Origin of the sequence: Vibrio breoganii (assembly GCF_001677275.1) — a bacterium.
In the GTDB taxonomy this organism is placed as follows: Bacteria; Pseudomonadota; Gammaproteobacteria; order Enterobacterales; family Vibrionaceae; genus Vibrio; species Vibrio breoganii.
Window position 1 is genome coordinate 1,276,318 of sequence record NZ_CP016178.1, and the last position, 26,917, is coordinate 1,303,234.

The following is a 26,917-nucleotide window of genomic DNA, read 5'->3' on the forward strand; positions in this document are numbered from 1 at the left end:
ATTAAGGTAATTCAAATGACTACTGCAACTACAAACATCGATTTTTCTAAATTCGCAGACCTAAGCCCATTCGAGCTAAAAGACAAACTTATCGAAGTGGCACAAACTGTTCCAGACCGTGCTCTTCTAGATGCAGGCCGTGGTAACCCTAACTTCCTAGCAACTCTGCCACGTAAAGCGTTCATTCGTCTTGGTGAGTTTGCTGTTGCTGAAGCTGAGCGTAACTACGCTTACCTAGGTGGTGATTTCGGTGGTATCCCCGATGGCGTGGGTATTGTTGAGCGTTTCGATACGTTTGCTAAAGAGTACTCAAACGACAAAGGTGTTCAGTTCATCGAGCGCGCACTCAGCTACGCAAAAGATCGTCTAGGCATCCAAAAACAAGCGTTCCTAAACGAACTGGTTCTTGCTTACCTAGCGTGTAACTACCCAGTACCACCACGTATGCTAGTGAACATTGAAAAAGTGGTTAAGCAGTACATCGCAGAAGAAATGTACGGTCCAGTTCCAATGACCACAGACTTCGATCTATTTGCAACGGAAGGTGGTACGGCTTCAATGACCTACACATTCCAAACTATGTTCAACAACGGTCTATTGAAAAAAGGCGATAAAGTTGCGCTAATCACGCCAATCTTTACTCCTTACCTAGAAATCCCAGAGCTTTCTGAGTATGAACTAGAAATCGTTGAGCTACGTCTTGATGAGACTACTTGGCAGCTACCAATGTCTGAAATCGAGAAACTAGCAAATACAGACATCAAACTACTTTGCGTAGTTAACCCTGCTAACCCAGCATCAGTGAAATTCTCTGATGAGACTCTAGAGAACCTAACCAACTTTGTGAATGAGCAACGCAGTGACCTATTCATCATCACCGATGACGTATACGGTACATTTGCAGATGATTTCGTTTCTCTATTCGCAAAACTACCGTACAACACTCTTTGTGTTTACTCGTTCTCTAAATACTTTGGCGCAACAGGCTGGCGTTTAGGTACCATTGGTATCCAACACAAAAACGTATTTGATGACGCACTACGTTCTTTCAGCGAAGAAAAACAATGCCAACTTGATGACCGCTACAAAACACTGACTCCAGAGCCACGTGATATTAAGTTCATCGACCGCATTGTTGCTGATAGCCGCAGCGTAGCCTTGAACCACACTGCTGGTCTGTCTCTTCCTCAACAAGTTCAAATGGCAATGTTTGCTCTAACTTGCCTAATGGATTCTGAAGGTAGCTACAAAGCAGCATGTAAACGCATCATTCGTGAGCGCTACACAACTCTATACACCAACATGGGTCTAGAAGTTGAAGAGAACAAAGACCGCGTTGATTACTACACACTACTAGAGCTAGACACTCTAGGTGGCAAACTATACGGTCAAGAGTTTGTTGAATGGTTCAAAGCAAGCGGTAAAGGTAAAGACTTCCTATTCCGTCTAGCACATGAAACTGGTGTTATTCTGCTTCCAGGTAACGGCTTTGATACTGTACATGCCTCTGTTCGTGTATCACTAGCTAACCTTACTCACCACGAGTATGAGCTAATCGGCCGCGCTACCCGCACTGTACTTGACGAGTACTTTGCTGAGTTTCAAGGCTAATTCCTCCGATTGAAGATTAAGACAGCAAGCCTCGGATAACCCGAGGCTTCATTTTTTCATGAGGATACAACAATGACAAATTCACTCTCTTTTAATGCTTATGCTTCCTTTGCGCTGGCAGTGTTGGTGTTGTCGATAGGGCAACAAATACTCAAAAGGGTCCATATACTGCGTCACTACCATATTCCCGCGCCTATTATTGGCGGTATCGTGCTCGCGGTTTTCGCTACCCTACTACATCAAAATGGAACCACTTTGAACTTTGCGCTTCCATTGAAAACGCCCTTCATGCTGATGTTTTTTGCCAGTGTCGGTTTTTCGGCCAACCTAGCTTTGCTCAGGCAAGGTGGAAAAACACTGATCGCTTTCTTGTTCTGCGCCACTCTATTCATTGTCTTTCAAGACGTTGTTGGGATTGGTATGGCTGAGGCATTGGGTCTTGACCCCCTACTTGGTCTACTTGCAGGATCCATTACCCTCTCCGGCGGACATGGTACTGGCGCAGCCTGGGCTGATATTTTTGCTGATGATTTTCATATCAATAATGCGTTAGAGATCGCAATGGCATGTGCCACCTTTGGCCTTGTGGTCGGTGGCATTTTAGGGGGCCCATTAGGTAACAGGCTCATCCAGAAGCACTCACTCGCCAGTGAAGAAAATGCTTCTGTGAGTGAGAAAAAAACCACAACTAAAACAGTAGCGCCTTCAAGAAAGATGAAGCCAAAAGTGATCAGCTTTGGGATCTTGCTCGTTACTGGATTACTGGCCCAGTATGCATTCGAGCACATCAGTGCACTCGACAACCCAGTACTGAAGTTTGTTCCTAACTTTGTCTACGCCATCGCTTTTGGGGTCATTGTGGGGAATATCCCATTCACGCGGAAAAAGCTTAGCCCTATTGCTTTTGATATTGGACAGGTTGGCGGTATATCCCTTGGACTCTTCTTGGCAATGGCCTTGATGGAGCTAAAACTATGGAACCTATTGAGTCTAGCGACACCGCTTTTGGTGATTCTATTTAGCCAATTGCTGTTCACTATCCTGTTTGTTTATTGGATAACATTCCGAGTGATGGGACAAAACTACGACGCGGCAGTCATGTCTGCTGGGCACGTAGGATTTGGTATGGGCGCAACACCGACAGCTATGATGAACCTAAATACCATCACCTCGCACTATGGAGCGTCGACCAAAGCCTATTTTGTCGTGCCTCTTGTCGGAGCATTCTTTATAGACATCGTCAATCTGGTCATCATTCAGGCCTATATTGCTGTGCTGGGCTAGCCATTGAATAGTAGTTCTGGCAATGAGCTAAAGCTATATTCTAATCAAGTAGGGTTCGGTACAAATAAAAGCATCTATCTAGGAAAGCAGCTTCACCAAGGCTTTGCCCACGGCACTGGCACTAGTTGGGTTCTGTCCGGTGATCACTCTCTCGTCCACAATCACTAGCTCTTGCCAAGGCTGAACCTTGTTGTAGCGGGCAGCGCTTCGCGCTAAAGACTCTTCTAGTAAGAATGGGATATCATTGATGGTGCCAAAGTCGATTTCCTCTTCTCGAGTAAAACCTGTCACCGATTTCGACTGCAATAGCGTTTCGCCATTACTTAGCTTGATAGGTAGCAAAGCACCGGGACCATGGCACACCGCTGAGATTATGCCACCACCTTGGTAGTGTTTTGCGGCAATGCTGGCGAAGTCTTCATTCGTTGCCAGGTCTGAAAGCAGGCCAAATCCCCCCGGATAGAAGATAGCGTCATAATCTCCGATGTTCACCGCAGATACTGGGATCGTATTGTTGACGCGGCTCTGAAAATCGCTGTCAGCTAAAATATCTGCATTAACACTATCGCCCTCAATATCAGTGCCATAAAGAGGCGCTTTGCCGCCATGTATAGAGGCAATGTCATAGTCAAAGCCAGCAGCAAGTATGGCATGCAGTGCATGAGTCAACTCTGGCGCATACGTACCATTGGCTTGGTCAGTGTCACCTAGTGTCGCGTGGCTGGTAACGGGAATAAGTACTTTGGTCATTGTCTATCCTTTAGAGCTAAATGAAGTGCTATAGCATTAGATAGTAGTTGCTAATTGATTGGTGTGTAATAGCATTATTCAATGCTCTGCTCAGTAAAGAGCACAATGACCCGAGGAGTTGGCATGGATAGCATCATTAGAAACGCAATTGCATTGCGCAAAGAAGGGAAATACTCACAGTCTAGGGAGCTACTTGAAGGTCTAGTACCCGATGAGCTCTATCAAGGACAGGCGCACCTGCATATTGCTTGGTCCTATGACAACGAAGGAAAAGAGCAGTTGGCCATTTCCCACTATCAACAAGCGTTACTGGGTAAACTGACTTCAATAGAACGCTTCGATACGCTGTTTGGTCTTGCCTCTACGTTTAGGAGTCTTGGTCAATACAAGAAAGCACTTTACTACTTTGAGCAGACGATGAGCGAATACCCCGATTCAGTAGAGGTGCAACCCTTCTACGCAATGTGCTTATATAATCTTGGAGAGCACAAACGAGCGACCTCATTGTTGCTGGAACTACTGGTTTCTACCACCAGCAGTGAAGCCATCAAAGAGTATCAACGCGCTATATTGCTCTACGCGAAAGATTTAGACCAGAAATGGTCATGAGTAAAAAATACAAAACATCACTTCACTTCACGTCACGTCACGTCACGTCACGTCACGTCACGTCACGTCACGTCACGTCAAAATACTGAGCAATCTTTTGATACGGCATATCAAGCTCTAAACCAAAGTGAGTCTTCACTTGCTTAAAGTAATCAGACTCATTGGAGAGCTTTATCTCCGTAATCTGCTCACCTTTCTTAATCTTCAAAAGATCGTTAAGCAAGGTAACTGTGCCTTCTTCGGTCGCTATCGACGCGATACCGGCAGACGTAAACACTGAATTGGGGCTTGTTGAGGTAAAGTGATTGCCGTATTCAATATCACCGGCGCACACCTCTTCCATATCGAAGCTATAAAGATTGAGCCAGTTATCTTGGTCTTTTACCTGCAACATGGTGCCGTATAAATCATGAGCGACCAAACGGAAGGTTTGTAGATCGGTACAAAGCTCAGTATCCATTGTTAGAGGAAGCGGATGCCTTGGAGTTTGCGAACCAAAGCCCACATCCACCAGCCATTGCTGGCCATCAAGTGTAACCAATGAGACTTGGTGCCCTCGCCCTGTTGGTGCTCCCGACAGGTGCACTCGACCCAACAGTGCTCTTGCTTCAAAACCTATTGCTGATAAGACTCTCAGCATCAAACCGTTCAATTCAAAACAGTAACCACCACGCTGATGAGTAACAACCTTATTGAAAATTTCATCTGCGGTAGTCTCTATCTTTTTGCCCGCAATCACATCAAAGTTTTCAAAGGGTACAGCTCTGTGCTGAGCATTGTGCAGTGCCTTTAAGCCTTGCACTGAAACCTCGGGTTGCTTCGATAAGCCAATTCGAGAAAGGTATTGAGAGAGGGTATCTGAGTTCATTAGCCAAGTTCCTTATTGTAACTAAAGAGCAAGTTAACACATTCTTGTTAAACCCAGCGACACTCTCGCCAATACTCAAAAACCTCAGTACCATATAAGGAAAGTTTAACCCATCGGAAAACCAGTATGTCTCTTCCTCCTTGCCCAAATTGCAGCTCAGAATATGTGTATCAAGATCAGAGCAACCTAGTGTGCCCAGAATGCGCCTATGAATGGAACCCAACTCAAGACGCTATTGAAGCAGAAGCTTCAGCGGTACGTGACGTTAATGGCAATAAGTTAGAGCAAGGGGACAAAGTCACCATCATCAAAGATCTCAAGGTTAAAGGAAGCTCTTCTGCGGTTAAGATTGGCGCCAAGGCGGTCATTAAGCGCGTAACCATAGCTAAAGACCACCAGCTCGACTGCAAAGTTGAAGGTTGGGGTGAAATCCTAATTACTGCGAAATATGTGAAGAAGAGTTAAGCCTGTCAGACCATTTTCAATGAGCCGATATGCTCTGCTTTCTAGTTAGGTTGTAGAGCAAAAGTTGCAAAGTCTATTTTTTGAACAACACTCTATCCAATGCAATGGATATCAAGGAATATGACATGCGACATTTTCTGACACTCTGCGCGATGCTCTCTATGAGTTTGTTCATCCCTTTAAAAGCGATAGCCGCTGGGCACTATCAGGTCGATTCAAAGATCTCCACCGTCAGCTTTGCCACCATCAAGAAACAATACATCGTTGAACCTGCGGTTATTAGTGGTGTATCGGGCAGTCTTGATGACAAAGGTATGTTGGAAGTGATGGTGCCTCTCAAGAATTTGGACACTGGTGTATCGATTCGAAATGACAGGCTCAATGAGCTCTTTTTCAACGCTGCAACCTTCCCTGATGTGAAAATATCAGCTCAGGTTCCAGCTGAGTTGATGAAAGGCGATAGGGTTGTAACGCAAGCAACCATAGCTGCAACAGTTACTCTATATGGGAAATCTCAAACTCTAGACTTTATGCTTAATATCGTAAGAGTTGGGAATGTAATTTCGGTATCGAGCGTCAAACCTGTCATCGTAGATGGCACAAGTTTTGGTATTCCCAAAGAAGCCCTGCAGGCCGTATCAAAGACCGTGGGTGATATAGCGATATCCTCCACCGTCGCGGTAAACGTTTCTTTGGTGCTGATACAGTAGCTATTACAAAGAGTAATTTAAAAATAGCGCCCACTGTTTTATACATAGTAGGGCGCTATTTTTGTCTGACTGAAAAACTGGATTAACTACGATTTTTCCTTTTGAAATGGCACCAACAACTGCTTGCCAAACACATTGATAAGCGCACCGATGACGATTAGTCCCCCTCCCATGTAAGTCCAAACAGACGGAATCTCGCTAAACACCCAAACGCCAAGTAATGCAGAGAACACGATCTGCACATAAGAATACGCAGACGCTTTACCCGCATCTTGGGTTTGCATTGCTTTGGTTAGGCCGTACTGACCTATCTGAGTAAAGATGCCGACGAGTACTAGCATGATAGTGATATACAGACTTGGCCAAACAAAATCCTGCCAGATCAATAGGGTAGAAACCGGAAGAGCCACCATAGGGAAATACAAAATGATGACAGAGCTGTCTTCTGTTCGGCTTAGCTTTCGTACAATAACGTAGGCAATGGAGCTTCCAAACGCGCCGCAAAGAGCAATCATTATGCTAAACATAGGCAATTCACTACTATCTCCGCCCATGTTCGGCTGAACCATAACGAACAATCCCAGTAAACAAAATGCAATGCATATCATGGTGGACTGCTGAATACGCTCTTTAAGGAACAGCACGCCAAGTAGGGCAGTAAACACAGGATGGACATACTGCAATATAGTGGCTTCAGCCAAGGGTAATGTGGTGACTGCATAGTACACACACATTAACGCGCCTGTTCCAACCGCACCACGTAGAAACAGCAGAGGCTTGTTGTTGCCCAGCGCGGATATCCCCTTTCGCTTTACGTCGATGTAACTAATGATTAGCGACACCAATGCCCTAGCCGCCACAATCTCAAATACAGGAATGCCATAGTTACTGATGTACTTCACACACGCCGACATGAGCGCGAACCCAAAAGCGGAGAGAAGCATAAACCTAACCCCAACAGGGATTAGTGAGAGAGAAGAAGTTGGCATAGTAGTGTCTGTTAGTCTTGGGGGACGAGAATCATATCCTAGTTTAGGATACTCGAGCTAAGTGATTGTGATTAATTGGGAAAATAAGTCGGGGTGGAATGTACGAACGGGCTATGAACTGTCATCTCCGAAGTCTTTTCTGGGCCAGCACACTGGTCGGAGATCTCTTCAACTGTAGAGCTCATTAGATCCTCGACCGGAATGCCGGCCCAGAAAAGCACTCGAGGATGACCGAGTTCAACTACAGATCTCGATATAACTTCATATAGAATGCACTGATAGCAAGAGCAAGCGCCATAACGGTTAGCATAGTAATCGGCACCACAAGTGAAAAGCTCGGTGTAAGGTACATGGCACTCATGGTCATTACCATTAGTAAGTTAACACCTAGTACTTTTTGCAATGCTAGAGCCGGCTTTGAAGCTATCTTCCAAATCAAAAATACATTCACAAAATAGAATCCAGCTAGCTGCCAAAGCTCTGTAAATGATGGCAGGATAAGCACATACTGGGTTAAGAAAAATGTCCCCCAACCCGCAACGCCAATCACAGTTTGCCCGATTGCGTTGCTCGGCAAACTCACTATCACACTCGCAAAAATCGCACAGACCAAAGGCATCATGTAAGCGCCTGGAATTGGCAAATACCACCAGATTGCAAGACCAGTTAGAAGTACACTAAGCGATCGAACCACATTACCCAGTCGTTTATCTAAAGGTAAGTCAAAGGCACTGTACTTGATCTTCGGGATCGCGTATTTCACTGTCATTTGGTCTAGCCATTTGCCTAGATCATCACGCCCATTCATGGGATTAGAAAGTGCTTTAGTCAGTAGGCTGCTTCCATCTCTAACATCTTGCACGTCCACCGAACGAGCTACCTTTGGCGACTCAACTAATACTTCAAGGAGCTCAATGGCACGGATAATCACGCGCCAAGCGCTTCTCTCATGTCTTAGTCTGTGGCTACCATTCAAAGGCAGATCCAATATTGCTTTTAACTTGCTTAGATTCGTTTTTTGCTGGCCCGCCAACTCTTCGTCACGTTCAAATTTACCCAAAGAAAGTTGGCTCAGCTGTGCCTTCAAGTTTTTTGTTGTTGGTACCAACAACGCAAAGAAATCGTCTTCTATCTTTTGTGGCCAAATAACACTGAATATCACACTAAAAACGAACAAACCCAGCAAGGTTTCCTGAATCCGTAATATCGCTATATTGAAGGTTGTAACACTATCAAACGAACCCATGCAGGCAATGATGGCACAAACAGTAAACCCGATGGTAAAGGCATATCCAAACTGTTTATGAGAACCCATGAACGAACAAAAGCCCAAAAACAGCGTAAACAACACAATAAATGCTAAGTGGTCTTGCGGAAACAGTGCCAACAAAAACATCGCATAGCTTATCCCTAAGAACGTACCTAACACTCGATTGCGCCCCTTCTTCACCGAGTGTGAATACGATTCGTTAGCTGCAGCAACCACTACCGCAATAGCTGCCCAATAAGGTTTGTCCCATCCGAACCATAACGCTATCGAAATAGACAACGATATAGCCAGAGCGACTTTGATGGCTTCCTGAGTCGAGCGGCTCAACACAGTTGACCCCATCATTGCGGATTTTCCCCTTTGATGATCTTCACCGATGCAGTCATGCCAATACGCAGTTGAATATCTTCAGGAACATGAGTCAATTTCACTTTCACTGGGATTCGTTGTGCTAGACGAATCCACTCAAAGTTAGGATTCACAACAGGTAACAAGCTGTTTCCCGTAGAGCCATCTTGCATCGAGATGCCGTAACCAACACTTTTGATTTCCGCTTCTAACACGCGGTCAGATTGAGTCAGTAGCGTAACAAAGGAAAGATCGCCCTCATCGACACCTTGCAGATCAGTTTCTTTGAAAAAGCCTTCTATCCAAAAGCTGTCTTCATCAATAAGCGCGACTACCGGAGTATTCGCGGTAACTTGAGAGCCTTCTCGCAATTGCAAGTTAGTGATGTAGCCATCTGTTGGTGCATATACCTTAGTAAATTCAAGGTTCAGTTTTGCCTCTTCAACAGCGGCTTGCATCACCTCTAGGTTTGCCTTCGCTGTCTCTACCGCATTGCCTAAGTTATTTAGAGTCAATACTGGTACAGCTCCAGGCGCTCGCTTCTCAAGGCTGACTGCTCTTCGCTGCTCATCACGTGCTTTTTTAAGCAAAGCACTGGCTTGCTTTTTGCTTGCCAATGTTTTGTTCAGAGAAGCCTGATAAACACTCTGGTCAATCTCAAACAACAGATCACCTTTCTTCACTTGCACGTTGTCATTAACGTGCACATGAGTGACCTGACCTGTCACTCGAGGGGTAATCTCAACGATGTATGCTCGAACCTGACCATCTCGCGTCCATGGATTTGAATCATAAGTAGAGTAAAGTGTGTAACCTACGAAGCCAGCCACAGCGACGAAGATTAATGTAGTGATATAACGCATCATCATGCTTTACCTTAAACTAAATTCCAATAACGACTGATGACACCTACAAAGATCACCACCAGACTCAGCTCAAAAATCGCAGGTACAGCAATGTATCGGTAGATACCGACCTTGTTACCCACGAAAGAAAAAATTGTTGTTGCTAGATAGGAGACCAATACCGCCAATAACAAGGGCGGGAAATAAATCTCTCCAATAACCACTTCACTCGGCATAATTTCCAACCTGTAGCTCTGTTCAATAGCGCTAAGATACGATGGATTTGTAATAGGTTGTTAATCTCAGATGAAGGACAGAACCCGTCATAATCTGAAACAAAGAGAGAATATTGCATTCTTTTAAAGCGGATTAGTGGTCATTTTTGGATTTAGTTGTTACTGTTTTAAATACGATTTAGACCGAATAGACCTGTATATGAATTTCAGTCTCGAACAACTGCTTGCCTTCGTAAACGTTTATGAACAACTCTCTTTCAGCAAGGCAGCCGTTAAATTAAACAAGCACAGAACGACCATTGGTCAAGTAATTACCAACTTAGAAGACCAGTTAGCAGTTACCCTGTTCAACAGAATTGGGCGCTCAGTCGAACCCACAGAAGATGGACACCTGCTGTACCATTACGCCAAGCAAGCCATTGAACAGGCAAAAACCTTCGATAAGGTGGCTCTCAGCCTTTCGTATGGTGAATTGGAAAGTATCAATATCGCATACTCAAATATTCTGCCTCAAAAATTACTGGCTGACATTCGAGTGCAATTGGCAAAAGACTTTCCGAGCATGCGCGTGAACTTTAGCGCAAAAACCAAATCTGAAGTCAAAACTGGCTTAACCAACGGCGATATACACTTTGCGCTAGTAAATATTCACGAGAGCACTGCGATACATAGCTTAGATGCGACCTTCCTAGGGAATTTAGAGTTTCTACCTTTTGTTAAAAAAGACAGCGAAGTCACCAAGCTATCCTCAGACAAAGTGTATGGTGAGTTGCGTAATCAACGACAATTTGTGTTAACTGCATTGGTTGATGACGGGATGAAAGACAAGATCTTGCTCTCTGCTGACCATGAAGAAATTGACCAGCTTTCGCTTATTGTAAAGTTAGTGCAAGAAGAACTGGGCTGGGCATTGCTACCTAAATCACTAATGTCTTCAGACTACGTCAACGCAAATATGCAGCATGTCAAAATGGATCAAATGAAGCATGGATTCAAGTTTGGTTTTGCCCTGTGGTGTCCGCACTCTAAGCAAATTGCCACAGTGAAAAAATCAGTACTCATGGCGATAGATGCGTTCATCAATGAGCATATTATCAAGCAGATTTAACGTCGTTCAAAAGGTGGCTTATTGGGAACCTGCTGACTCCTGTAGATGAAGAGATCCCCGATAAAACACTTTGGGGATGACGAATGTCGGTCATTGGTTCGAAAGGACTGACTGCTTCGTCGTTACCAAGGTGTTTTATTGGGAACCTGCTGGCTTCTGAAGGTGAAGAGATCCCCGATAAGACACTTCGGGGATGACAGAAATCGACCATTGTACATAGGGGCTAACCTCCCCGTCGTTACCAAGGTGTTTTATTGGGAACTTGTTGGCTTCTGCAGGTGAAGAGATCCTCGATAGGACACTTCGGGGATGACTAAAATCAACTATTCGTACGGAGGAGCTAACTTCTCCGTCGTTCCCAAAGTGTTTTATTGGGAATCTGCTGGCTCCTGTAGATGAAGAGATCCCCGATAAAACACTTTGGGGATGACAATAGTGAACTTTAGTTTTGGGTACCTAACTCTCTAGATCCTACTACTCGAAATCACATGTAACATGATATTAATCACACTCCCGTCTACCTCACTCTAGATCCTAGTCACACATTCTCCGACTACTCCTCGCTAATTAATCAATGTTGGTTATTATTCCCATCGATACGTATCGATGAGTTTAAAATCGACAATAGCGATAACACAGAAGGTCGCAAAACATGAAGAAAAGTACCCTAATTAATTCCGAGATTTCATATCTAGTTTCCACTCTTGGCCATACAGATGAAATCACAATTTGCGACGCTGGTTTGCCCATCCCAGATGAAACTCAGCGAATCGATCTTGCACTGACACACGGTGTGCCCTCGTTTATCGAAACGATCAAGGTGATCTTATCTGAGTCTCAAGTTGAGGGTGTCGTCCTCGCGGAAGAGTTCAAGGTTGTCAGTCCATCTCTTCATGATGCCTTCCTTAGTGAAATCGAAGCAGAACAAGAGCGCTGTGGAAAAAACATCACTATCACCTACATCTCTCATGAAGCTTTCAAAGACCAAACGCGTCAAAGCCGCGCTGTGGTCAGAACTGGCGAATGCACACCCTACGCTAACGTTATTTTCCAAGCTGGCGTCGTCTTTTAATCCATTGGTTTAAGGAACTGGTATGAATCAAGCCATTCTACAACTAGCCGACATCGAGAAAGCTTTCCCTGGAGTGAAGGCTTTGGATAAGGCGAGCCTTAATGTTTATCCCGGTCGTGTCATGGCACTGATGGGTGAAAACGGCGCAGGCAAGTCCACTTTGATGAAAGTACTCACCGGCATCTACAGCAAAGACTCTGGTTCTATTGCTTATCAGGGTTCAACGGCCTCCTTCAAGGGGCCACGAGACTCTCAAGAAGCAGGCATCAGTATCATTCATCAGGAACTCAACCTTATTCCTGAGCTGACTATCGCAGAAAACATCTTCCTTGGTCGCGAGTTCACCTCTAAGTTTGGTCGAATTCAATGGGATCAAATGTACCAAGAAGCTGACCAATTATTAGCGCGTTTGAACGTGAAACACAGCTCAAAAACGCTATTGGGCGACCTTAGTCTTGGCGAGCAGCAGATGGTCGAAATTGCCAAAGCTCTGTCTTTCAAATCAAAAGTCATCATCATGGATGAGCCGACCGATGCATTGACCGATACTGAGACTGAATCGCTGTTTGCAGTTATCAGAGAACTTCGCGAGCAAGGCTGTGGCATCGTTTATATCTCTCACCGATTAAAAGAAATCTTCCAGATCTGTGATGACATTACTGTACTTCGTGACGGCAAATTCATTGGTGAATGTGAGGTTGCTAACACCGATGAAGATGGCCTGATTGAAATGATGGTTGGTCGAAAACTGGAAGAACAATACCCTCGCGTTGACGTTAGACACGGTGACACCTGCCTAGAAGTAAAAGGGCTAACGGGCTCTGGTGTGCATGACATCAGCTTTAACCTTAAGCGCGGAGAGATCCTTGGGGTGTCCGGTCTTATGGGCGCTGGACGCACTGATCTGATGAAGGTGATCTACGGTGCCCTTCCAAGCGAGCGCGGCGTGATCAATCTTAATAACCGAACAATTAACCCAGTGAGCCCTCAAGATGGCTTGGCCAACGGCATCGCTTATATCTCAGAAGATCGTAAAGGCGACGGGCTGGTCCTTGGGTTGTCTGTTAAAGAAAACATGTCACTAAGCGCCTTAGACAAGATCACCAAGGGCGGGCGCATTCAGCACGATGCAGAAGCCATTGCGGTTGAGGACTTCATTCGTTTATTCAATATCAAGACGCCTACTCGCGAACAAATCATCGGTAACCTATCTGGTGGTAATCAGCAGAAAGTAGCGATAGCAAAAGGCCTAATGACTAAGCCAACGGTGCTGATTCTCGATGAACCCACTCGCGGCGTAGATGTTGGTGCCAAAAAAGAAATCTATCAATTGATCAACAAGTTTAAAGCCGATGGCATGAGCATCATCTTAGTCTCTTCTGAAATGCCCGAGGTGCTGGGTATGAGTGACCGCATTCTAGTAATGCACGAAGGCCGAATCAGTGGCGAGTTTGAAGCACATGAAGCCGATCAAGAAAAACTAATGGCATGCGCCGTGGGCAAAAAAATTAATGAGGTAGCAGCATGAGTAGCAATGCTATGAGTAAGACAAACACCGAAACACACGGTAAAAAACTGTTCAGCAAAGAGTGGCTAATAGAACAAAAATCATTGATAGCACTGCTGTTTTTGATTGTTGTTGTGTCGTTTCTTAACCCGAACTTCTTTACTGTCGACAACATCTTAAACATCCTTCGTCAAACCAGTGTAAATGCGATTATCGCGGTGGGTATGACGCTGGTTATTCTTACTGCTGGTATCGACCTGAGTGTCGGCTCTGTGCTGGCGCTATGTGGTGCCTTCGCAGCAAGTTTGATCGCACTGGAAGTACCCGTGTTCTTCGCAGTACCTACCGCACTGGTTGCAGGTGCGGGTCTAGGCGCAATCAGTGGCATCATTATTGCTAAGGGTAAGGTGCAAGCCTTTATTGCCACGCTAGTAACGATGACGCTCTTGCGCGGCGTGACTATGGTGTATACCGATGGTCGCCCAATCTCTGCAGGCTTTACAGATACCGCTGATGCATTTGCATGGTTTGGTACTGGTTATGCAATGGGCATCCCTGTTCCGGTGTGGATCATGGTTGGTGTATTTGCCACTGTTTGGTACCTACTTAACCATACCCGCTTTGGTCGCTACGTTTACGCTCTTGGTGGTAATGAATCTGCTGCTCGTCTTTCAGGTATCAATGTCGATAGAGTAAAGATTGGTGTTTACGCTATTTGTGGTTTGCTAGCAGCACTCGCAGGCATCATCGTGACCTCTCGTCTATCTTCAGCTCAACCTACTGCGGGTATGGGCTATGAACTCGATGCCATTGCTGCGGTAGTTCTGGGTGGCACCAGTTTAATGGGCGGCAAGGGACGTATCATGGGTACCTTAATTGGTGCACTCATCATCGGCTTCCTAAACAACGCACTTAACCTTCTAGACGTATCTTCTTATTTCCAGATGATAGCCAAAGCTGTGGTCATTCTTCTGGCAGTAATGGTAGACAATAAAAATAAATAACACCCTGAGAACAAAGTGGTCACGGATTGTGGCCACTTTAGTGAACCTCTCCCTACACAAGGAAAGCATAATGAAAAAACTAACAACTCTTATCTCTGCCGCGCTCTTGTCGTCGACTATGTCTGTTTCAGCACAGGCTCAAGACACACTAGCGATCGTGGTTTCTACACTGAACAACCCGTTCTTTGTCACCATGAAAGATGGCGCTGAAGCAAAGGCAAAAGAGCTAGGTTATAACCTTATCGTTCTGGACTCACAAAACGATCCAAGCAAAGAGCTTTCCAATGTAGAGGACCTTACTGTTCGCGGTGTTAAAGCTATCCTAATCAACCCTACAGACTCGGACGCTGTATCCAACGCTATTCGTATGGCTAACCGCTCAGGCATTCCTGTATTGACATTAGACCGTGGTGCAAGCCGAGGTGAAGTCGTCAGCCATATCGCATCAGACAACGTTGCTGGCGGTGAAATGGCCGGTAAATTCATCATGGAGCGCGTCGGTGAGAAAGCGAAGGTTATCCAGCTTGAAGGTATTGCTGGTACTTCTGCGGCACGTGAACGTGGCGAAGGCTTTATGAAGGCCGTTGACGGCGGTGGTATGGAGCTACTTGCTAGCCAGCCAGCTGACTTCGACCGCACCAAAGGCCTAAACGTTATGGAAAACCTACTAGCGGCAAACCCGAACGTTCAAGCTGTTTTTGCTCAGAATGATGAAATGGCACTGGGCGCACTACGTGCCATCCAAGCATCAGGTAAAGACGTGACTATTGTGGGCTTTGACGGCACTGACGACGGTATCGCAGCCGTTAATCGCGGAATGCTATCAGCAACGATTGCACAGCAACCAGATATGATCGGCGCTCTAGGTGTAGAGACTGCAGATAAGGTTCTTAAGGGCCAAGACGTAGAGCAGTACATCCCTGTTCCTCTAAAAGTAGTGACTAAGCAATAACCCTTTCTATCCAGCCCTTGCCTCTCCACCAAGGGCTGGACAGATACGCCTGAGCTCTAATTCCTAGAGTTCATACTTATCTGTTTATATCTGTGAGGACCACCAATGAGCAAATTAGTCGTTTTGGGTAGCGTGAACGCTGACCATGTTTTGCAGGTTCCATCGTTTCCTCGTCCCGGTGAGACATTGCACGGGCGAAGCTATCAAGTTATCCCTGGAGGGAAAGGGGCTAACCAAGCCGTTGCGGCCGCTCGTTTAGGCGCTGATATTGCTTTCATTGCTGCCGTGGGTAATGACGCGTTTGGCCTTAATATCGTTAAGAGCTTTGCGAGCGATGGCATTGATGTCTCTGGTGTAAAAGTCACTTCTGACTTTCCGACAGGCATTGCTATGATCCAAGTATCCGATAGCGGCGAAAACAGCATCTGTATCTCAGCCGAAGCCAACGCTACCCTAACCGAACAGTCGATAGAGCAAGACCTTCCTAGCATCGCCTCTGCTGACTACCTCTTGATGCAATTAGAAACGCCAATGTGTGGCGTGACAAAAGCCGCGCTGCATGCCAATTCACACAATACCAAGGTTATCCTCAACCCTGCTCCAGCTTGCCCTCTGTCTGACGAACTTCTTGAACAAGTCGACATCATCACCCCAAATGAAACTGAAGCAGAAGTACTGACAGGTATTGCAGTTACAGACCAAACAACGGCACAATTAGCCGCAGATGAATTGCACAGCAAGGGCATCACCACAGTGATGATCACTCTTGGTGCGAAAGGGGTTTGGCTGAGTGAAAACGGCAGCGGGCAACTTATCGAAGGTTTTCGCGTAGAAGCTACCGATACTACGGCGGCGGGTGATACCTTTAATGGTGCTTTGGTGACTGGCTTGATTGAAAACAAGTCCATGCACGACGCCATCATCTTTGCTCATGCGGCAGCGGCAATCTCAGTCACTCGATTTGGCGCGCAAACTTCTATCCCAACGAGACAAGAAGTCGATGCATTTTTACAGCAATAACTAAAGGACGTTACATGGCTTCAATGAAAGACATCGCTAAATTAGCCGGGGTTTCGACCTCGACGGTAAGTCATGTGATCAGTAAACGACGCTACGTCAGTGAAGAAATATCCGAGCGAGTTAACAAAGCCGCCAAAGAGTTGAATTACTTCCCTTCTGCTTTGGCGCGCAGTCTGAAAATGAATCGCACTAATACCATTGGCATGTTGGTGACCAACTCCACCAACCCGTTTTTTGGCGAGGTGGTAAAAGGCGTTGAAAGACACTGTTATGAGAAAGGCTACAACCTGATCTTATGCAACACAGAAGGCGACCATAACCGCATGCGCGAATCTATCGACACCTTAATGCAGAAAAGGGTCGATGGCTTGATACTCATGTGTCCTTCACTTGAGGGCGAAAAGTTAGAGTCTTTTGAGCGTTCTCCTAACATTCCAGTAGTGGTGATGGATTGGGGCACCATGAGCTTTGAAAGTGACAAGATCCAAGATAACTCTCTGCATGGCGGGTATCTCGCCGCTCAGCACCTGATTGAGCACGGTCATCGCAATATCGGCTGTATTACCGGCCCAATGTCTAAGTATCAAGCGCAGAAGCGTTTTGAAGGATTTAAGCAGGCACTACAGCAGGCCGATATTGACCTAAACTCGCAATGGGTCGATGAAGGTAACTTTGAATGTGACGGTGGCTACAACGCCATGCAGCGCATTCTTAAGCAAGACAAACTGCCAAGCGCCGTCTTCGTATGCAACGACATGATGGCGATGGGGGCGATTAATGCCGCGCATGAGTTAGGCATTACTATACCCGAACAACTCTCCATCATTGGCTACGATGATTTGCACATCGCACGATTTATGAGCCCGGCACTGACCACCATTCATCAGCCAAAATTTCGACTGGGTAAGGCAGCAGTGGACGCTATTTTGCAGAAACTGAGTAATGCTGATGCACCACATAAAACGGTACAACTAGAGCCTAAATTGGTAGAAAGAAACACCGTGAGAACGGTTGTCGAACAGTAGATTCGGTACCCGTCGTTCTTGGGGTGTTTGATTGGGAACCTTTTGGCTTCTGCAGGTGAAGAGATCCCCGATAAGACACTCCGGGGATGACGAATGTCGGTCATTGGTTCGAAGGGACTAACTTCTTCGTCGTTCCCAAGGTGTTTTATTGGGAACCTGTTGGCTACCGAGGGTGAAGAGATCCCCGATAAGACACTCCGGGGATGACGAATGTCGGTCATTGGTTCGAAAGGACTAACTTCTTCGTCGTTCCCAAGGTGTTTTATTGGGAACCTGATAGCTTCTGAAGGTGAATAGATCCCCGATAGGACACTTCGGGGATGACGAATGTCGGTCATTGGTTCGAAAGGACTAACTTCTTCGTCGTTCCCAAGGTGTTTTATTGGGAACCTGATAGCTTCTGAAGGTGAAGAGATCCCCGATAGGACACTTCGGGGATGACGAATGTCGGTTGTTGCTACGTAGGGACTGACACAGCTTCCACTTATACAGTCGCCCCAAATACCACCAAGTGTAGGCTCGTCATTGCCGAGGGCTCTTATCGGCAATCTTAGAGTTAGCGTATTCCTAAATTCCCATTAACAGCATGCGAGAACAACAGGATTCAGACCATAGAGCCATAGCCCTCCCCACAACCTAGGGCCTAGGCCTCTAGAACCCTTTATATCTACCCCGTAAACACCGGCTCTTCCGGATACCTAACCAACGTCTTCTCCGGTCTCGCTAACATGTAGGCCAAGGTCAAAGGTCCAATACGGCCGATGATCATCACTATTACCATAATTAACTTACCGGGCTCGGAGAGTTGGGCTGTTAAGCCTGCGCTAACACCTACTGTCGCAAATGCCGAAATCACTTCAAAGATAACCATCTTAAACGGCGCCTGCTCGGTAATCATCAATGCGAACATGGCCAAGAATAGCAAGATGCCACTGACCACTATGATGGCCAGTGAGCGCACTATGATTTGTGAGCCTATGGTTCGATGAAATAGAACCACATCTTTCTTTTGTCGCAGGAAGCCCCATGTCGCCACAGCAGCCACTACGAAGGTAGACACTTTAATACCACCGCCTGTCGACGTTGAACCCGCACCCACCAGCATGAGTAGCATCATAAACAACATAGCAGGAGAGGTAAGCGAGGCGAGGTCAATACTGTTAAAGCCTGCAGTTCGAGCGGTTGCCGATTGGAAGAAGGCGGCTAGCCATTGCTCTGAAGTGGAAAGGTGCCCTAGCGTTGCTGCGTTATGCCGCTCAAGTAACCAGAACATCAAAGTACCAACAATGAGAAGCGTTGGCGTACCCACTAGCATGATCTTAGTGTGCAGTTGAAGGTGCCTAAAGCCTTTGTGCAAGTTAGTCGATAGGTCGCCAACTACGGTAAAGCCTAGACCGCCCAAGATAAATAGCGCTGCTAGAGTGCTAATAATCACTGGGTCGCCAACAAAGCCTACCAAGCTGTCGGAAAATAAGGAGAAGCCAGCATTATTGAACGCAGATATAGAGTGAAATAACGCGTAGAACAGTCCAGTGCTCCATCCCATCTCAGGCACCCACCTAAAGCTAAGTACTAGGAACCCAACAAATTCGGCCACAAGTGCGAAGATAATGATCTTCTTCACTAAGCCTCGTAAATTGATTCTGCGGTCTTGTCCAAGCGCTTCCTTTGCCAACGCTTGTTGTTGCAACGACAATCGCACACCAAACATATACAGAAGTACAGCAGATAAGGTCATCTGCCCTAGACCGCCAATCTGCATCAGAATCATTAATAGGATTTTTCCGCTCAGCGTAAAATGCTGCCCGGTATCTACCACACCGAGGCCCGTCACACTAATCGCGGATGTTGCCGTAAACAGAGCATCGGTCATCGACAGACCAGATACAGAAAAAACAGGGAGAGTGAGCAACACAGCAGAAGGAAGCAAGATCATCAAGAACGTAAGTACGATGATCCTAGGCTCTCCCCCTTTACCACCCTTTCGTTCTGGGCCAAGGGTATAGACTCGGCTTTGATGAATTCTTGGGATCATAATGCGCGCAGATTTTGAGCAAGCTCGGCCTCAGGGCCGACTACGATAATGACATCACCTATCTCAAGGCTTTTCTCGAAGCTAGGTGAAGGGATGACCTCTGGGCCTCGTTTAAGAGCGATCACACTGACGCCCTCTTCACGGCACAAAGACATATCAGACAAGGATTTTCCGAGTAGATTTGAGCTGACCACGACCTCGGTCAACGCCAAGCCACTGCCAAGCGGGTGGAAGTCTTTAACTCGTTTATCGATCATCTGGTTGGCGATACGAATGCCCATTTCCTTCTCAGGCATGATCACACGGTCGGCCCCAACCTTGGTTAAGATCTTGGCATGAAATTTATCGTTGGCCTTAACCCAAACGGTCTTACAGTGCGCTTCTTTGAGTACCAAAGTGGTTAAGATGCTGGCATTGATATCGCTACCGATTGCCACCATCACCATGTCATATTCTTCCAGCTTTAACTCAGCAACCGTTTCTTCTTGTGTACAGTTTGCCACTATCACTTCGGTGGAAAACTCGATGGCGCTCTTTACCCGCTCTTCATTCAGATCGACAGCTAGCACTTGTGCTCCTGCTCGGCTTAATTCTTGGCACACTGATAAGCCGAATCGACCCAGTCCTATCACGGCATACTGCTTTTTCGCTGATCTCATTTACTTCCTCCAATGACAGTATTTTGGCCAAACAAAAACTGTTGCGATTTGAAGTATAGTAAACATCTGATTTACATAACGAAATATCGAAAAATTAAAAGATAGTTATCGAAGTTAGAAGATAAAAGGAGAAGGTATTTACAGTGTAAAGAAGAAAGAACCCCTGCCTATAAATTAGCAGGGGGATAATGTCTGCCTAGAATCAAGCTCTCGCTAGCCTTACCTGCTTGCTAATTAAAGAACTCAAAGCACTCTTGCTTGTTTTTGATATTTTTTGCATAAAAGAAAAATCAGGATCAACAATACCACTGGATTGTAGGTCTTGTAGCATGACCATCCAAAGCTTTGCTGTCATCTCTGAGTCCGCTAACGCGCGGTGAAAGACGCCATCGTGGTCAATCTTCTTATAGCGAACCAAGTCACCCAATTTATGGGTCGGCGCATCTTGATACAGACGTCTTGCGATCAACATAGAGCAGGCAAATTGTCCTTGGTACTCAATGCCTAAAGGGGAGTATTCTGCGTCCAAAAAGCGTTTATCAAAAGAGGCGTTATGCGCCACCATGTTGCTCGCTCCAACAAATGAGGCAAACTCACGCATCACTTCGCCACAATTTGGCGCAGTGCGAAGCATGTTGTTGGTGATGCCAGTGTACCTCTCAATAAAAGAGCTGACTCGAAAGCCTGGATTCATAAGCTGCTGAAAGGTATCCACAACCTCACCATTGACCAGTTTAACGGCACCGATTTCAATAGCACGGTCGCCCATATTAGGAGACAGGCCAGTGGTTTCAAAGTCGAGAACAACAACAGATTTTGCAGAAGAGGGCATAAATACTCTGGAATATAGGATGAAAACGGCAACATTCTAACACGATAAATCAGCAGTTTCTGCGGGCTATTGCTTGGCAAACGCATTAGCGATCAGTAGGGTAGAAACAAAATCAAAACCAAGGAAAATCAATGCACGTAGAAGCAGTACAGGGACATACCTTTATCAACGATGGGTGTTGCTATCAGAATCACACCTTTGAAGCACCGCTTAACTACAGCGACCCACAGTCTGCAAAGCTATCAATCTTTGCCAGAGAGGTTCGCTTAGTTGGTGATGAAAACAGCGCTAAGCCTTGGTTGCTATTCTTTCAGGGTGGACCTGGTTTCCCTTCGCCACGACCGAACGGTCACTCTGGCTGGTTAAAAGCCGCCCTACAGCGATACCGCGTTCTGCTACTCGACCAACGTGGCACTGGACACAGCAACGTTATCACTCACCAAACCATGGCACACCTTAGCAGTGCTGAACAAGCTGAGTACCTGACTCATTTTCGAGCCGACAATATAGTGCGTGATGCCGAAACCATCCGCGAAAAACTCGGCATTGAGAAATGGGCAACGCTAGGGCAAAGCTATGGCGGCTTTTGTACACTTGCCTATCTTTCGCTATTTCCAGATAGCCTACTACAGTGCTATGTCACTGGAGGGATCCCCTCTATAGATAGACCTATCGACGATGTCTACAAAGCAACATTCAAACGTACTGAGCAAAAAAATAAGGCGTTCTTTAGACAGTTCCCATCGGCACAGCAGCTTTGTCAAAAAATTGCTGACCACCTTGTTAACAACGAAGAGTGTCTACCTAACGGACAAAGATTTACCGTCGAGCAATTCCAGCAGATAGGTATCAACTTTGGTATGAGTGATACCTTTTTACCTACCTACTACCTGTTAGAAAATGCATTCGTTGACGTTAATGGCACAGAAAAGCTGAGCTATGAGTTCTTGAACGCCATGCTTTCTGAGCAAGGGTTTCAAACCAACCCTATCTACGCCATTTTGCATGAATCCATCTATTGCCAAGGCGCTTCTTCACAATGGAGTGCTCATCGAGTTCGCCAACAGAATGAGCAGTTCAACTACCAACAAGGTCAGCCCTTCTATTTTACAGGCGAGATGACCTTCCCTTGGATGTTTGAGCAATATGCCAATCTCAAGCCACTTCAAGGCGCAGCTACCCTGCTTGCTGAGAAAAGCGACTGGGGAGACCTATACAACCCAGAAGTGCTATCAAGCAACAAGGTTCCTCTAAGCTGCGCAGTTTATGCCGACGATATGTTCGTTGAGATGGCACTAAGCTGTGAGACGCTCAGCAAGATACCGAACTCTCAAGCATGGATAACCAATGAGTACGAACACAACGGCATACGTGCTGATGGTGAGCGTGTACTAGAAAGGTTATTTGCGATAGGAGATCAAACTGCGGCAACGTTAGTTTGATTATAAGAACCTAGATCCTAGGTTCTGGGTTCTGGGTTCTGGGTTCTGGGTTCTAGGTTCTAGGTTCTAGGTTCTAGGTTCTAGGTTCTAGGTTCTAGGTTCTAGGTTCTAGGTTCTAGGTTCTAGGTTCTAGGGTCTAGGTTCTAGGTTCTAGGTTCTAGGTTCTAGGTTCTAGGGTCTAGGGTGATATGACCCCGTAAAAGTAGACACGGGGTTTTATTTTACTAGTTCGAAATCATTGGGACTAACTCCACCGAGTGTCCCATGTTTTCTTACTGAATTATAATAATTAACGATATAAAGTCGACTTTGAGTGATCATTTGCTGGCGAGATATCTCTCCAACGTTACTCATCCACTCTTTTTTGTACTGTGCAAAGAAGCTCTCTGCACACGCATTATCCCAGCAATTTCCTTTCCTAGACATACTCACGGTAATGTTCCGTTTGTGATGCCAAAGCAATGTATTCTCAGCCGTATATTGGGTTCCTTGATCTGAATGAAATAGTAATTTGTCACCGTCCGGCTTTCTGAGCTTCCACGCTCGATTTAGTGTCTTTATGACTAAGTCAGCATTGTTTATTTTGCTCGTTCCCCAACCAACAACTTTTCTTGAGTACAAATCAAGAATTACACACAAGTATTGCCAACCATCCCGGCACCTAACCTGAGTAATATCGGATACCCAAACACGATTAGGGTCAGCGACTTTAAACTCTCGATTCAGCAGATTAAAAGCGTTAATGGTATTTGATTTACTTACTGCGCGACCAAAGCTGCGTTTACAAGCCCGAGAACGATAGCCCATAGCTTGCAGTAAGCGTTGGACCCTCGCTTTGCTGCACACAAAGCTGTTTTCAATCGCAAATTTCCAAAGCTTCCGATAACCAGGAATACAGTGCTGCTCGTCGCTGGTAGCCTTGAGAAAATCAGATAATGTACGATTCTCTACAGACCGTTCACTAAGTTCACTGTTCAACCACTTATAATACCCTGAACGAGAGACTTCAAAGAGATGGCAAAGCCACTTAATCGGTCGCTTGGCACTATGGTGCTTAGCTATAAACTCAAACTTTATTCTTTTCGGCTGTCGAAGTAGGCCTTCGCCTTTTTTAGCATGTCATTCTCCATTTCAGCCCTTTCAAGCTGCTTTTTAAGACGAGCGACTTCTCGCTCTAGCTCAGCTAAAGAATGCTCTGGACCTTCGTTCTTAATTGGGTTTGAAGTTTGCTTAGATGATGTCAATTTGCGCCTCCATTTACTCAAAAGCCTAGGATGAATACCTAATGACTTAGCGACTGAGTTTACTGTATCTGGAGACTCTAGTGATTTTTGAACTGCGTTTCTTTTAAACTCGTTTGAAAATACTCGTCTTTGTTTTACTTGCATGACACCTAATCCTTAAATTAGGTGTCTACTTTATTGAGGTCGTATCAGGGTCTAGGGCCTGCTCCATCTTGATATAAAGTAATACAAATTGTCGTTAAACTGCGCCTAATTGCTGTAAACTCCTTTCATTGTGATGCCTACTGGGTCACGCTATTCACTCATAATTAGTGATAAAGTTTGCCCTTGAAGCACGTTAAACCCTACCATTTAAGCGAATCCATTACCTTGTAGAACTATTCAATGGCCTACGCATCAAAGCGTTTTCTTCTATTAAGCCGACTTCAACAAGATGAAGCTAAAAAGCGTCGTCTGTTTATAGAGAAATACTTAACAGAGACTGAGCCCCACCTTTTCTTGGAAACCGAGAGTTGGGAGCAGTTTTGCCATCAGCATTGCGCGGCTATGCAATTAGATAAACCAGCGCGAGAGGAGTTTGCCAAATGGTGCTTCGACTTTAAGATGTGGCAAGGTGATCTGTTCGTGCTTGCACCGCAACGCGTCAATGAAGAACACGCGGTTAATAGTCGAGTTAACTATTAAGGTTAAACTATGAGTATCTATTTTATTTAATGAGATGACAATATAATAAGTCGCAGCATAAAAGATCACAAAATAACAGGAACACTAATATAAGTTATGTTCCGGTTAAATTAATAAATACGATTAAATCGTTATCTACCGCGATAAACCAACAAGAGACACAACATAAAAGACAAGCAAAAACAGACAGTTAAATTAACAACCAAGAAATAAGGCCTACTTTTACTAATAGTGAGATTATCGCTTAATAAGATTACTTTCCATTTTTAGATATTATATAAAACCAATTTCATGGCTATTATCACTTCCATCGAAAAGAACTTAATTAAATATTTACCGGGATGGATAAATCATGAAAAAATTACTAATCGCTACTGCTATCGCTGCAACCATGGCTTCTTCTTTTGCATCGGCACAAACTCCTGTCATGTTTTCAACGATCGACATGAACGCACCACAAGATAGCTCAGTGCAAGGTGTGCGACTTTCAGTACTGCACGGTAAAACCTCAGAAGTTAAAGGTGTTGATATCTCTCTATTAGGTATGTCAGAAACAGACCGTACTACTGGCTTGAACCTTAACCTATGGTTTGGTGCAAACAAGGTAAACCAAGAAATGAAAGGTCTCTCTTGGGGTTGGTTCAACTGGAACACAGGTAAGGCAACCGGTGTTAACTTAGGTCTAGCAAACATTACACACGATGTAGAAGGCTTAAACTGGTCAGCAGTGAACTACTCAGATGGCCAAACCATGGCAGATGTAGGTCTAGTAAGCCTATCTAATAAATCCAATATCCAAGTGGGTATCTTCAACAAAACCAAAAGCATCGATGGTGTTCAAATCGGCCTAATTAACTGTGCCGATAATGGTTTCTTCAAATGCTTCCCTATCGTGAACTTCGCGAAATAAAGCACTAACTACGAGTAGTTCTGAGATGTTTGCCTAGCTCATCTCAGAACTTTCTCTTGATCCTATTAAATTTCGCAGCTTCCGAGCATAATCCTTTCACTGAAATATCTCGCCAATTTCTTCAATGTTTCTTTGGTTTTATCCTAATTTATCGTTGTAAAAGAAAGATTTATCTACAACACTTATCATGATTACACTCACCTCTGGGTCACAACAAGGAAGATAACATGAAGATATTGACTGCCGGTACGCTAGCAATTGGCTTAACACTCTCTTTCAATACCATGGCAACCAATGCCCTAGACTCTTTGAGTATTGAGTCAATCAAGCAAAACATGACTACAGAACAAATTCAGAGCGTATTGGACGACTGGAAAGCCGAACAACTCTCTTTGGTTGAACAAAAAGTTGAGGCGATGTCAGACACTGCCCCTTATATTGAACGAAAAAAGTATGTGCTGCTGCGTATTGACCAGGAATATAACAACTTGAACAAGGCATTAGGCCTATAAAAAATGCCACACCCTAGGTGTGACATCTCTGTTGTCTAATCTCTGTGCATCACTAGCTGTTAGAAGACGGCTAGTGATTACTGATTTTGTTGCAAGGCCTTGGCAAAGGCTTCGTCAGCACCCTCAATACCATAGAACTTAGCCTCATCTCGTATGCGTAGCGCTTCTTCTATATCACCTTCACTCACGTATTTGTTAATTTCGCTAAAGTAATAGTCTGCTGATTTGGCTCTCTCTTGACGCTCTTGCTTTGCCTCTTCACTGTCTAACACGACGGAATCAAGAGTTATGCTAATCTCACCATACTCCGAGTGCTTAACTTCTATATCATTGATATCCAGCACTTCATCCCTCATCTCTGCCTTCAAGCGGGCCGGATGAATGGCATGGCTATAGGACTGAAGATTCTCGGGTGTGGTGTAGAGAACCATGTGAGAAAACTCTCTGTGTTCAATGCTGTTGACTTCAAACTTGTAGGTGAGCGCGTCCCCCTTGTAGGTATCTGGTCGTTGATACTCAAACTCAGCAAAATCTACCGATTCAACGGGCTTCCATTCATCGTCCAAAAAGACAATATTGGGAGCAAAAACACTCTTGTTTATTTCACTACTGATTGAAATAGAAAACCCTGATTCACTCTTAGGCAGATTTACTCCGATAACAGGGCTATTAATCGTTTCATTGGATAATCTCTGTGTACTCGAGGTTACATCAAACTCATATTTACCTAGCTTACTTATATCTGTAAAAGTAATCTCTGAGAGTTGTGAGTGACTTTCAAAGTTTTCTTGTTCCAGAACCTCCGTTGTTTGACATCCTAATGCTAGCAGGCCAAATAAAAACGCAGTTCCTTTAAATATCTTATTCATAAAAATTACCAGAGCAAAAAACAACAAAGTCCACAATGCGAAACATCGTGGACTCTT

The 26,917-nt window shown here is 45.1% G+C and carries 27 protein-coding genes; 16 read left to right on the forward strand and 11 right to left on the reverse strand.

All coding sequences use genetic code 11. From position 1 onward, the window contains the following. Positions 1-15 precede the first annotated feature (15 nt). Entirely contained in the window at positions 16-1,611 is a 1,596-nt protein-coding gene (locus tag A6E01_RS18540; RefSeq protein ID WP_065210965.1) for a bifunctional aspartate transaminase/aspartate 4-decarboxylase, read from the forward strand. A gap of 72 nt (positions 1,612-1,683) precedes the next feature. Continuing rightward, the gene (gene gltS / locus A6E01_RS18545; RefSeq protein WP_065210966.1) at positions 1,684-2,895 is read left to right on the forward strand and encodes a sodium/glutamate symporter; all 1,212 of its coding nucleotides are present in this window, start codon (positions 1,684-1,686) and stop codon (positions 2,893-2,895) included. 78 nt (positions 2,896-2,973) lie between these two features. Here gltS and A6E01_RS18550 read toward each other — a convergent pair whose 3' ends face one another. Next, positions 2,974-3,645, reverse strand: coding sequence for a type 1 glutamine amidotransferase domain-containing protein (locus A6E01_RS18550; protein WP_065210967.1), 672 nt, complete (start codon positions 3,643-3,645; stop codon positions 2,974-2,976). Between the two features lie 123 nt (positions 3,646-3,768). Here A6E01_RS18550 and A6E01_RS18555 point away from each other — a divergent pair, with 123 nt between their 5' ends. After that, a complete protein-coding gene (locus A6E01_RS18555) occupies positions 3,769-4,254 on the forward strand; it encodes a tetratricopeptide repeat protein (protein ID WP_017027010.1) in 486 nt (161 codons plus the stop codon). 67 nt (positions 4,255-4,321) lie between these two features. Here the strand turns inward: A6E01_RS18555 and A6E01_RS18560 are convergent, their stop codons facing one another. Next, positions 4,322-5,122 carry an arylamine N-acetyltransferase family protein gene (locus A6E01_RS18560; RefSeq protein ID WP_017027011.1) on the reverse strand — a complete coding sequence of 267 codons (801 nt, stop codon included), beginning with the start codon at positions 5,120-5,122 and terminating at the stop codon, positions 4,322-4,324. A gap of 126 nt (positions 5,123-5,248) precedes the next feature. Here A6E01_RS18560 and A6E01_RS18565 point away from each other — a divergent pair, with 126 nt between their 5' ends. Further along, positions 5,249-5,587, forward strand: a complete 339-nt coding sequence (locus A6E01_RS18565) for a zinc ribbon domain-containing protein YjdM (protein WP_017027012.1) — start codon at positions 5,249-5,251, stop codon at positions 5,585-5,587. Between the two features lie 125 nt (positions 5,588-5,712). After that, positions 5,713-6,297 (forward strand): YceI family protein, encoded by a 585-nt coding sequence (locus A6E01_RS18570; RefSeq protein WP_065210968.1) that lies wholly within the window; start codon positions 5,713-5,715, stop codon positions 6,295-6,297. Positions 6,298-6,383: 86 nt separating this feature from the next. On the opposite strand, the gene A6E01_RS18575 is transcribed toward A6E01_RS18570, so the two are convergent. The 4 genes from A6E01_RS18575 to A6E01_RS18590 all read right to left on the reverse strand — a co-directional run bounded on the left by A6E01_RS18575 (position 6,384) and on the right by A6E01_RS18590 (position 9,985). Beyond that, complete coding sequence (locus tag A6E01_RS18575) at positions 6,384-7,286, reverse strand: DMT family transporter (protein ID WP_170962421.1); 903 nt, start codon at positions 7,284-7,286, stop codon at positions 6,384-6,386. 241 nt (positions 7,287-7,527) lie between these two features. Beyond that, positions 7,528-8,901 carry an FUSC family protein gene (locus A6E01_RS18580; protein WP_065210970.1) on the reverse strand — a complete coding sequence of 458 codons (1,374 nt, stop codon included), beginning with the start codon at positions 8,899-8,901 and terminating at the stop codon, positions 7,528-7,530. Further along, complete coding sequence (locus A6E01_RS18585) at positions 8,898-9,773, reverse strand: HlyD family secretion protein (RefSeq protein ID WP_026026053.1); 876 nt, start codon at positions 9,771-9,773, stop codon at positions 8,898-8,900. Before A6E01_RS18585 ends, A6E01_RS18580 begins: the two co-directional genes overlap by 4 nt. A gap of 8 nt (positions 9,774-9,781) precedes the next feature. After that, a complete protein-coding gene (locus A6E01_RS18590) occupies positions 9,782-9,985 on the reverse strand; it encodes a DUF1656 domain-containing protein (RefSeq protein WP_017027017.1) in 204 nt (67 codons plus the stop codon). A gap of 199 nt (positions 9,986-10,184) precedes the next feature. Here A6E01_RS18590 and A6E01_RS18595 point away from each other — a divergent pair, with 199 nt between their 5' ends. The 7 genes from A6E01_RS18595 (at position 10,185) to A6E01_RS18625 (ending at position 17,673) form a co-directional block, all read left to right on the forward strand. Continuing rightward, positions 10,185-11,093, forward strand: coding sequence for a LysR family transcriptional regulator (locus A6E01_RS18595; RefSeq protein ID WP_065210971.1), 909 nt, complete (start codon positions 10,185-10,187; stop codon positions 11,091-11,093). Between the two features lie 652 nt (positions 11,094-11,745). Beyond that, positions 11,746-12,165 carry a D-ribose pyranase gene (gene rbsD, locus A6E01_RS18600; protein ID WP_065210972.1) on the forward strand — a complete coding sequence of 140 codons (420 nt, stop codon included), beginning with the start codon at positions 11,746-11,748 and terminating at the stop codon, positions 12,163-12,165. A 22-nt stretch (positions 12,166-12,187) separates the two neighbouring features. Then, entirely contained in the window at positions 12,188-13,693 is a 1,506-nt protein-coding gene (rbsA, locus tag A6E01_RS18605; RefSeq protein WP_065210973.1) for a ribose ABC transporter ATP-binding protein RbsA, read from the forward strand. Further along, entirely contained in the window at positions 13,690-14,676 is a 987-nt protein-coding gene (gene rbsC, locus A6E01_RS18610) for a ribose ABC transporter permease (RefSeq protein ID WP_065210974.1), read from the forward strand. The genes rbsA and rbsC overlap by 4 nt, the downstream gene beginning before the upstream one ends. A 70-nt stretch (positions 14,677-14,746) precedes the next feature. After that, positions 14,747-15,628 (forward strand): ribose ABC transporter substrate-binding protein RbsB, encoded by an 882-nt coding sequence (gene rbsB / locus A6E01_RS18615; RefSeq protein ID WP_065210975.1) that lies wholly within the window; start codon positions 14,747-14,749, stop codon positions 15,626-15,628. Between the two features lie 105 nt (positions 15,629-15,733). Further along, entirely contained in the window at positions 15,734-16,648 is a 915-nt protein-coding gene (rbsK, locus tag A6E01_RS18620) for a ribokinase (protein ID WP_065210976.1), read from the forward strand. Between the two features lie 14 nt (positions 16,649-16,662). Next, complete coding sequence (locus tag A6E01_RS18625; protein ID WP_065210977.1) at positions 16,663-17,673, forward strand: substrate-binding domain-containing protein; 1,011 nt, start codon at positions 16,663-16,665, stop codon at positions 17,671-17,673. 667 nt (positions 17,674-18,340) lie between these two features. Here A6E01_RS18625 and A6E01_RS18630 read toward each other — a convergent pair. From A6E01_RS18630 to A6E01_RS18640, 3 genes are all read right to left on the reverse strand, one after another. Then, a complete protein-coding gene (locus tag A6E01_RS18630; RefSeq protein WP_065210978.1) occupies positions 18,341-19,708 on the reverse strand; it encodes a TrkH family potassium uptake protein in 1,368 nt (455 codons plus the stop codon). Continuing rightward, complete coding sequence (locus A6E01_RS18635; protein ID WP_065210979.1) at positions 19,705-20,367, reverse strand: potassium channel family protein; 663 nt, start codon at positions 20,365-20,367, stop codon at positions 19,705-19,707. The genes A6E01_RS18630 and A6E01_RS18635 overlap by 4 nt, the downstream gene beginning before the upstream one ends. A gap of 202 nt (positions 20,368-20,569) precedes the next feature. Continuing rightward, positions 20,570-21,199, reverse strand: a complete 630-nt coding sequence (locus A6E01_RS18640; RefSeq protein WP_065210980.1) for a 3'-5' exonuclease — start codon at positions 21,197-21,199, stop codon at positions 20,570-20,572. A gap of 131 nt (positions 21,200-21,330) precedes the next feature. Between A6E01_RS18640 and A6E01_RS18645 the strand changes: the two genes are divergently transcribed. Beyond that, positions 21,331-22,641, forward strand: coding sequence for an alpha/beta fold hydrolase (locus A6E01_RS18645; RefSeq protein ID WP_065210981.1), 1,311 nt, complete (start codon positions 21,331-21,333; stop codon positions 22,639-22,641). Positions 22,642-22,857: 216 nt separating this feature from the next. On the opposite strand, the gene A6E01_RS18650 is transcribed toward A6E01_RS18645, so the two are convergent. Then, positions 22,858-24,029, reverse strand: a protein-coding gene (locus A6E01_RS18650; protein WP_156744619.1) for an IS3 family transposase whose coding sequence is annotated in 2 segments (ribosomal slippage) — positions 22,858-23,756 and positions 23,756-24,029 — 1,173 coding nt in all. Because the reading frame shifts where the segments join, the coding sequence is not laid out codon by codon here. A 240-nt stretch (positions 24,030-24,269) separates the two neighbouring features. On the opposite strand from A6E01_RS18650, the gene A6E01_RS18660 reads away from it, so the two are divergent. The 3 genes from A6E01_RS18660 to A6E01_RS18670 all read left to right on the forward strand — a co-directional run bounded on the left by A6E01_RS18660 (position 24,270) and on the right by A6E01_RS18670 (position 25,991). Further along, complete coding sequence (locus A6E01_RS18660; RefSeq protein ID WP_065210982.1) at positions 24,270-24,569, forward strand: hypothetical protein; 300 nt, start codon at positions 24,270-24,272, stop codon at positions 24,567-24,569. Between the two features lie 352 nt (positions 24,570-24,921). After that, on the forward strand, positions 24,922-25,479 hold the full coding sequence (locus A6E01_RS18665; protein WP_065210983.1) for a VC2662 family protein: 558 nt from the start codon (positions 24,922-24,924) through the stop codon (positions 25,477-25,479). Positions 25,480-25,706: 227 nt separating this feature from the next. Then, positions 25,707-25,991, forward strand: coding sequence for a hypothetical protein (locus A6E01_RS18670; RefSeq protein ID WP_065210984.1), 285 nt, complete (start codon positions 25,707-25,709; stop codon positions 25,989-25,991). Between the two features lie 77 nt (positions 25,992-26,068). On the opposite strand, the gene A6E01_RS18675 is transcribed toward A6E01_RS18670, so the two are convergent. Further along, positions 26,069-26,860 carry a MalM family protein gene (locus A6E01_RS18675; RefSeq protein WP_065210985.1) on the reverse strand — a complete coding sequence of 264 codons (792 nt, stop codon included), beginning with the start codon at positions 26,858-26,860 and terminating at the stop codon, positions 26,069-26,071. Positions 26,861-26,917: the final 57 nt, after the last annotated feature.